1 tRNA gene and 2 pseudogenes are annotated in these 2,253 nt (G+C 61.5%); all 3 read right to left on the reverse strand.

Features of this window, described 5'->3' with window-relative positions:
- Positions 1-254, reverse strand: a pseudogene (locus H0V78_05320) (hypothetical protein).
- A gap of 189 nt (positions 255-443) precedes the next feature.
- Positions 444-1,913, reverse strand: a pseudogene (locus H0V78_05325) (cobalamin B12-binding domain-containing protein).
- Between the two features lie 218 nt (positions 1,914-2,131).
- Positions 2,132-2,207 (reverse strand) — tRNA-Thr (locus tag H0V78_05330).
- Positions 2,208-2,253: the final 46 nt, after the last annotated feature.

A 2,253-nucleotide genomic window follows, 5' to 3' on the forward strand; every position in this document is an offset into this window, starting at 1 on the left:
GGATCTTCGTTCTCGCGCTTGAAGGCAAAAACGCCTGCGGTGAACGGGAAGGCGCCAGGGAGGTTTTCGAGCATCAGCCAGCTCAATAGCTCGCCGTGATCTTCGTATTTCGGCAGCGCGACCTTGCGAACCTTGGTGCCGGAAAGCGAGGCGTGGATCAGCGAGGTTTTCAATTCCTTGTCGCGAATCTTGACCACGTACTCGTCGCCCGAATAAATCTCGCGCGTATCGGGCCACATCGCGAGCAGTTTTCTGGCGCGAGGATCGAGCGCGTTGTCGCGCTGTTCTATCAGCTTTTCGAGCGCGCCCCCACCCCAACCCTCCCCCGCGAGGGAGGAGGGAGAAGAAGTAGGTAAACCTGTATCGTCATTCCCGCGTAGGCGGGAATCCAGCGACTTTTCTCCGAACCCCGTACTCGATCCCCCGCCCGCTTTCGCGGGTGCCAAAGGCCGCGAAGATAACAGAGACTCGGCGAGCATTCGCCGCGTCTCCGTCAACTGCTGCCGCTCCCGCGCGATGCGCGCCTGCTCCTGGGCGTGCTTTTTATAGGCATGTACGGTTTCTGCGATCTCCGCGAGATAGCGAACCCGGGACGGCGGCACGATTGCAGCCTTGCTGCTGGAGGTCTTGACCGCGACTCGCGGCAGGCGCCCCGATTCCAGCCTGAGCCCGCCTTCCGCAAGCCTGGGCAGAATCGCCTGGTACAGCGCGGTCACGCCATCGTCGTTGAAACGGCTCGCCTGCGTACCGAACACCGGCATGTCCGCCGCGGCAAGCGAAAAGAGCTGGCGATTCCGCTGATATTGTTTGGCTACGTCGCGCAAAGCGTCCTCGGCGCCTTTGCGGTCGAACTTGTTGATGGCGACGAAATCGGCGAAGTCCAGCATGTCGATCTTCTCAAGCTGGCTCGCGGCGCCATATTCCGGCGTCATAACGTAAAGCGCGACGTCGACGTGCGGGACGATGGCCGCGTCGCCCTGGCCGATGCCAGCGGTTTCGACCAGAATCAGGTCGAAGCCGGCGACCTTGCAGGCGGCGATCGCATCGCCCAGCGCGGCCGAAAGTTCCGAACCGGTCTCGCGCGTGGCGAGCGAGCGCACGAAAAGCCGGGAAGAGTCGATCGCGTTCATGCGTATGCGGTCGCCCAGCAAGGCGCCGCCCGTTTTCCTGCGCGTCGGGTCAACGGCAAGCACGGCGATATTCAGCCGGTCATCGAAATCGAGGCGGAAGCGGTGTATGAGTTCATCGGTCAGAGAACTCTTGCCTGCGCCGCCCGTGCCGGTGATGCCGAGCGTCGGCACGCGGCGTTGCGCGGCCTCCTTGATGACCTGGTCGCGCGGCCTGCTCGCCGGATTCGTTTCCATGTCGCTGATGAGCCGCGCAAGCGCGCGTCGATCGCCGGCCTGCACGGCCGTGATGTCCGGTGCAAAACCGGAGCGATCCTGGCCGCAGCGCGCGATCATGTCGTCGATCATGCCCTGTAGCCCCATGCGCTGGCCATCCTCGGGCGAGTAGATGCGCGTGATGCCGCAGGCTTCGAGCTCCCTGATTTCCGCTGGCACGATGACGCCGCCGCCGCCGCCGAACACTTTGATATTCTCGCCGCCACGTTCGCGCAAAAGATCGATCATGTACTTGAAATATTCGACATGCCCGCCCTGGTAGGAGCTGACCGCGATCGCCTGCACGTCCTCGTGCAGCGCCGCCGTGACGATCTCATCGACGGACCGATTGTGGCCGAGGTGTATGACCTCGCAGCCGGATGCCTGCATGATCCGCCGCATGATGTTGATCGCTGCGTCGTGGCCATCGAACAGGCTGGCGGCGGTTACGAAGCGCAACTTGCCCGCGGGCGCGTCAACAGAAGGCGCGCGACGGAGGCCTATGCTTACTTCCTCAAGCTGTCTGGGCATCGGTTATCGGCGGCTTGCGATGCGCTGGCAGTTCACGTTGAACGACTGATAGTTGTCGTCAGGGAGATTGTTTCAATCGAAACTTGATCGTGCCCCGGACACGTCGCGTGTCGGGATCGGGGTGCGGACATGACAAGTCGAGGGAACACCGACTCTTGGCCGTTTGGTAGACACTGCCGTAGACAGCGAGTGATGGTGCTTCGTAAGCGCTTGATTATTGGTGCTGTTGAGAGGAGTCGAACCTCCGACCTACTGATTACGAATCAGTTGCTCTACCAACTGAGCTACAACAGCAAATCGGTCGAAGTATAAAAGATTCGATTCGGCAACGGAATCAAGC

The organism is Burkholderiales bacterium (assembly GCA_013695435.1).
In the GTDB taxonomy this organism is placed as follows: Bacteria; Pseudomonadota; Gammaproteobacteria; order Burkholderiales; family JACMKV01; genus JACMKV01.